5 protein-coding genes and 2 pseudogenes are annotated in these 5,684 nt (G+C 60.7%); 6 read left to right on the forward strand and 1 reads right to left on the reverse strand.

What is annotated here, in order from left to right; genetic code table 11:
- From ACR652_RS07900 to ACR652_RS07915, 4 genes and pseudogenes are all read left to right on the forward strand, one after another.
- Positions 1 to 361: integrase core domain-containing protein (locus ACR652_RS07900; RefSeq protein WP_434505970.1), on the forward strand; the 361-nt coding region annotated here is incomplete at its 5' end.
- A 276-nt stretch (positions 362 to 637) separates the two neighbouring features.
- Positions 638 to 2,002 (forward strand): cytochrome B6, encoded by a 1,365-nt coding sequence (locus ACR652_RS07905; protein ID WP_434505971.1) that lies wholly within the window; start codon positions 638 to 640, stop codon positions 2,000 to 2,002.
- 920 nt (positions 2,003 to 2,922) lie between these two features.
- A pseudogene (locus ACR652_RS07910) lies at positions 2,923 to 3,575 on the forward strand (transposase); the annotation flags it as partial.
- Positions 3,576 to 3,621: 46 nt separating this feature from the next.
- Positions 3,622 to 3,777 (forward strand): annotated as a pseudogene (locus tag ACR652_RS07915) (glutathione S-transferase); the annotation flags it as partial.
- A 4-nt stretch (positions 3,778 to 3,781) separates the two neighbouring features.
- Here ACR652_RS07915 and ACR652_RS07920 read toward each other — a convergent pair.
- Positions 3,782 to 4,036, reverse strand: a complete 255-nt coding sequence (locus ACR652_RS07920; protein ID WP_434505972.1) for a hypothetical protein — start codon at positions 4,034 to 4,036, stop codon at positions 3,782 to 3,784.
- Positions 4,037 to 4,105: 69 nt separating this feature from the next.
- Between ACR652_RS07920 and ACR652_RS07925 the strand changes: the two genes are divergently transcribed.
- Both ACR652_RS07925 and ACR652_RS07930 read left to right on the forward strand, forming a co-directional pair.
- Complete coding sequence (locus ACR652_RS07925) at positions 4,106 to 4,375, forward strand: hypothetical protein (protein WP_434505973.1); 270 nt, start codon at positions 4,106 to 4,108, stop codon at positions 4,373 to 4,375.
- Between the two features lie 847 nt (positions 4,376 to 5,222).
- Positions 5,223 to 5,684: ATP-binding cassette domain-containing protein (locus ACR652_RS07930; protein ID WP_434505974.1), on the forward strand; the 462-nt coding region annotated here is incomplete at its 3' end.

A 5,684-nucleotide genomic window follows, 5' to 3' on the forward strand; every position in this document is an offset into this window, starting at 1 on the left:
AAAGCAGTCGACGACTGGCTTTCTCGTCCGCGCGCTTCGCTGGTTCAGGGCGCGGGGCGTCGAGGTCGAGCGCGTCATGACCGACAACGGTTCGGGCTATGTCGCCAAGCTGTTCCGCAAAGCCTTGCGGATGCTGGGCATACGCCACATCCGAACGCGGCCTTACACGCCGAAAACCAACGGCAAGGCCGAGCGCTTCATTCAGGCGATGCTGCGTGAATGGGCCTACGCCATTCCTTTCAAATCATCCGATGCGCGCGCCGCCGATCTCGACCGATGGCTCTCGTGGTATAATGACCGCAGGCCTCATTCGGCTCTAAACCGACGACCGCCCACTCAGGCTCTCCTCGGAACAACCTGATCAGAAGTGACATCTAGGTGATCGTGCAATCACTGCGAGAGAGGATTCGCGGCGAAGAAGCAGCCGGCGCGCCGTCGCACGCCGAGGAAGAGCGCTCCAGCCTCCACGAATAGCAAGTTCGGTGACAAGCCAATTTGCTGGAGAATGGGCGGCCTGCTTCCATAAACCCCCACGCCAACGGAACGGGCGCGCCTCCGTAGAGTTCAAAGTCGAGCGCCAATCGATTGTGAGGGCTTTCGCATGCGTCTTTTCTCCCCTTCGATTTTCTTGGTCTCAGTGAGCTGCGCCGCTCTGCTTCCCCTTGGCGTTTCTGCCCAGCAGGCGCCGCCAGACGCCACCTATCGGCCGCTCCCGACCGAGCCCTTCGACGCCGTGAAAGCGAAGGACGAGGCGCAAAAGTCGACGGCCATGCAAAAGCAGCAGACGCTTTTCCAGGACCGGTACGATCTCTCCGACAAGCCGATGCAGGGCGTCATGATGTCGGGCGGACGTAAGCCGGTGCAGGGCGGCGTCCGCGTCAAGCTCCCGCAGGGCGCCACATGGGACTCTCTCGCGGCGCTGTCTGCCGACGAGATCAGGAAACGCCACGCTTTTCCCGCGGGCTTTACGCCGCTGCCGCATGTCAAACAGGCGACCGGCGGCCAGGTCTTTCCCAAGCAGCAGATCGACGAGATCAAGCGGGCGGAAGCGCGCGACCTGCAACGCTTCGACATCGATTTCGACCTGCCCGACAGGTTCACCCCCGAGTTCCCCCCGCCCATCTTTCTGACAACGCGTCCCGACCTCGGCGACGTGTCGAAGGGGAAGTTGCTGACCATCAAGAACTATTACGAATCCATGATCGGCATCGTCACGCCGGTGCAGATGGAGGGATTGAGGCTTCTGCTGACGCCCTTCCCGCAGGAGGAATTCAATCAGACGGAGGACCGCAAGGTCGCCGAACCGAGCCTGGGCGTCACCTGCCTCGACTGTCATTCTAATTTCCACACCAACGCGGCCTTTCACCTGACGCCCGATTTGCGCCCGCAGACGGTGCGTTTTCGTCTGGACACGGTGAGCCTGAGAGGCCTGTTCAACCAGCAGATACACGGGTCCAAACGGTCCCTGCGGTCTGTAGAGGACTTCTCCGAGTTCGAGCAGCGAACAGCCTATTTCAATGGCGACCAAGTGAGCGCGCAACGCAAGGGCGCTCATTTGCCGAACCGGCCCGACCATGTTGCGATGATGGCGCAGATGCAAAACATCATCGACTTCCCGCCGGCGCCCAAGCTCGATGTCGCCGGCCGCCTCGATCCTGCCAAGGCCACGCAGCAGGAACTGGCCGGAGAGAGGGTTTTCCTCGGCAAGGGTCGGTGCGCCGAGTGCCACGTCCCGCAGACGTCCTTCCTCGACAACAATATGCACGACCTGAAGCTGGAACGATTTTACGAGCCTGGACTGAACAACAACGGTCTCGTCGTCGTTCCCGACGGTCCGATCAAGACATTCACGCTGCGCGGCATCAAGGATTCGCCGCCTTACATGCATGACGGCCGTTTGCTCACACTCGCGGACACGGTCGAGTTCTTCAATCTCGTTTTGGGCATCAAGCTCACCCAGGACGAAAAGGACGCGCTCGTCGCCTATATGCTGACGCTGTGAGGGGCGTTGAAGAAGGCGGCATAGCGCCGATGCTCCCCGCGCACGACGTGCGGCAGTCCGTCCGGCGTCGCAGGCGTCAGGATGAGGTGGACGTGAGGGCATGAGGCAATAGGCCCAGCAGGCGACGCCGTTCGCCTTGCAGCACTCCGCGAGGATATCGCGGGGAGCGCGTAGTCCTCCGGTTCCACGAAGATCGGCTGGGGACCATTGCCACGCTGGGTGACGTGATGCCCGACGCCGGTAACCGATGTGCGAGCAATGAGCGGACAAAAATATTGGCTTCGACGGTCTGAGTGAGAGATCAAACGCGGGGCGGCGTAACGTCAGGGCCTTGCGTAGCGCCGAGAGGGCTAATTCCGCATCGCCGCGATCGTCGCCGATTGGTTATGAGTCCGGACCGTAACATCGGTCCTCCTGATTCGTCGGTCGAAGTCGTCAACGCTTCCGAACGACACAGCCGCGCGGCGCCACCTTTGCAGAATGGCAGGCTATCGGAACTTTACGCGGGAGCCCAGAATGCCAGCTATTTTCTTCGGTCCGAAAACAGCCGCCGCTTGGAAGGCACGAAACGCTCTCCGCCGTGAGCCCCGCAGCCCTCGCCAGTGGGGCACGCAGCGATGCAAGCAGCGGACGCGGAAGTAGGCGGCACGCTGCGGCTCAAGGCCGAAACCAAGCAGCCCGGCGACTGCGACAGATCCTCCGAGCGAAAGCGGTCGCTTTTCGCACATGACAGACAGGGCGGCGCTGGCGTCAGGATCGATCGCCGAGCTTGCGAGGCCGTATGGCGCCGCTCACGCTCCAGGTGGTTCTGGACCGAAGACGCCGACGAAGTTCAGGCGATGCTACAATCCTCCAGCTCCTCCGCAGGCTTCCAATCTATCCGATGTTTGGGCGCGGTCTCACGAAACTGCAGCCGGCTATGGGCGGTGGGGCTGTCACGGCGCCAGAACGTCTACCCGGCAGATGTCGCGCTGGTGTTTCCTGTCGCAAAAACAGGGAAGCCCCGCAAATACCGAATCCCTGAACAGCCGCCGGTCTCCGCTGAAGCGGCGTTGGCTGACGCGAAATGGCAAAAGGTGAGTTGGCGGCGGGGCACGAAAGGCCGGTTGACCTGTCTCTTCGCGGCTCGCCGCATTCGTGTCGCCGATGGCCAAAAGCACCGCATGCGCGACAATCGCATGCAGTCCATGCCAGGCGAGGAAGTCTGGCTTGTCGGCGAACGTCGATCAACGGGTGAGCAAAAATACTATGTGTCGAACCTGCCCGCCGAAGCGAGGCTGAAAACGCTCGCCGCCACGATCAAAGCCAGATGGGTTTGTGAGCAGGCCCATCAGCAGCTCAAGGAAGAACTCGGCCTCGACCACTTCGAGGGCCGATCCTGGACCGGCTTGCACCGACACGCCTTGATGACAATGATTGCCTACGCTTTCCTTCAGTCCCGCCGCCTCAGAGCCGCGGGGCGGAAAAAAAGAGTCGGGGGACCGCCGCCACAACCGAGCATGCCGGCCATCCGGCAAGCTATCCTTGGCCTCTTCGCTCGGCCGCCACCCAAGCGATGTCCTCATTGCGATAAGCTACTCGCCAAAATTGGCAGGCCTAAACTGCCAAAGCAGTGCTAAAGCACAGGAGCCGTGCTCGCGGAGTGCCCCCGGGTGGCTGCTCTGCGTGAGCTGGTGGCGCATCGCCCACGCATCCGCGCCTATCTCGATAGCGATAGGCAAATAAAATTCAACGAGAAGGGCATATTCCGACGGTATCCCGAGCTTGATCGCTGATTGATCAGGCTAAGGCGGCTGGCTTTATTCGCAACCCGCGCGGGACAAGATGGCGCTCGGCGCGTCCAAACAGCCCCTGCACAGCTAGAGCGGCCAGGGCCGCCGGCACCGCCCCTTCAAGGATGAGCCCGCAATTATCCAACCGCACGCCGGTGAAAATCGGCTGATTGAAGCCACCCGCGCCAATCAAGACGCCTAACGTTGCCGTGCCGACATTGATCACCGCAGCCGCCTTCATGCCAGCCAGAATCGCGGGCATCCAGTTGGCAATCAGTGATGGTCGTGGTCAGCTCCGAGTCTTTTGAGCCGCAACCCGCGAGAGCCACAGTTGAAGCAAATGCGCGAAAAGGACGCAACGAAGCATGTTTGGTTTTCATCAGATAGCTCCGCTCTTAATGTCGCCATTTTTCACGACAAGCTAGCGCCATACTGGTTTTTATGCCCATTCACATCGATCAAAAGCATCACGGCGGTGTGCAACGAAGTTTTATCTTCAATTCTCCGGGCGCCTTATCGCTTCGCGCGCAGCTTCATCCCACGCTTTTTTGGTTTCAAGGCGGTCGCGCCGCCGCTTTGGTATCCAAGCGGTAGCGCTTGACAGGAATCGCCCCCTAGGTTGGGATGATTCCCGCGTGAAGCTGCGATAGCAGGTCAACGACGCTCAATGCAGGGAGGTTCAAATGGGATGGCTAATTCCGGTTTGTATGCTGGCTATGGTCGTCATTCTTGCGGTGACGCTGACGCGCCTCTAAATCCACTCTGAGTCGTCGAGCACAGGCACGGCCGGCCTGTGAATCCTACATTCTGACAAAACTCAGAGCCGCTAAGGACCTGGCCTGCCTTTCCCGCCGTCCCTGCGCAGAGTTCGCGCGAGTGTTCGGCGTCGAGTTTCGGCTGGTCTCATCTGTTAAAAGTTGATTGGGCGACTCTGAGAAGTCAGCCGCCTTGATCTCTGCAAAGCTTCGCTGGATGGGCGGCCATACTAGACAAAGATCGGCCCAGACAAGGTTATCCACGCAACTCAATCGCGACTCGCTGTGAAACCGAGCCATGCTAGCGTGCCCGCGATAAGCAATCCTGCCCAACTCGCCTCCACTGGGATCGTCGCCCCGTCCAGAGTCGCCTCGGCGCCTTTCAGCGCTCGTATTAAGTGGAGAACCGCAACAATTGCGAAGATCGCTGAAGCCAAGCGCGAATACGTTTGCGTGGTCACCACTGCCCTCGCTTTGTGGGCGCCTTTTTGAAAGGCTAACTGTGGCGGCTACGCGAGAACGCCAGCGTGCAATCCCTACCGAATTTTGAATGGCGGGGGCCTCCCGCCGCCAGGGTCGCGGTAAGGGCGAACCAAACTTTTGATCCGAGCGCGGCAGGCTCTAGATGATGGGGGACGAAACCATGGAATGGGCAGCTTGAAATGATCCTGCTGGAGGGTGTCGGCAAATCTTATGGCGGGTGGACGGCGTCAGCTTGGCGATCTCGAGCAACGAAACGTCCGTTCTGATCGGGCCTTCGGGCTGCGGGAGTCTACGCTGCTTTCGCTGATGATCGGGCTCGACTCCCCGGACCGCGGCGTGATCACGATCGACGGTCGCCCTCTCACGCCTCGTTCAGCGCGCGCTTTGCGACGGCGGATTGGTTTCGTCATTCAGGATGGCGGCCTGTTTCCCCATCTCACGGCGCGCGAGAATGTCGAGCTGATGGCGAAGGAGGCTGGTTGGCCGGCCGAGAAGCGGAATGCGCGGCTAGGTGAGCTGGCCGCGCTCACGAGCATGGCTCTGCCGGCCCTTGATCGTTATCCGCTGGAGCTCTCGGGCGGTCAGCGACAACGCGTCTCGCTGATGCGCGCCTTGATGCTCGACCCCGACATTCTTCTGATGGACGAACCTCTCGGCGCGCTCGACCCGATG

It is taken from the genome of Methylocystis sp. (genome assembly GCF_051061225.1).
Classification (GTDB): Bacteria; Pseudomonadota; Alphaproteobacteria; order Rhizobiales; family Beijerinckiaceae; genus Methylocystis.

Excerpts from the sequence above, each read along its gene's own strand:
- ACR652_RS07920 (WP_434505972.1), bottom strand. The coding sequence starts at position 4,036 with ATGCCCGCGATTCTGGCTGGCATGAAGGCGGCTGCGGTGATCAATGTC.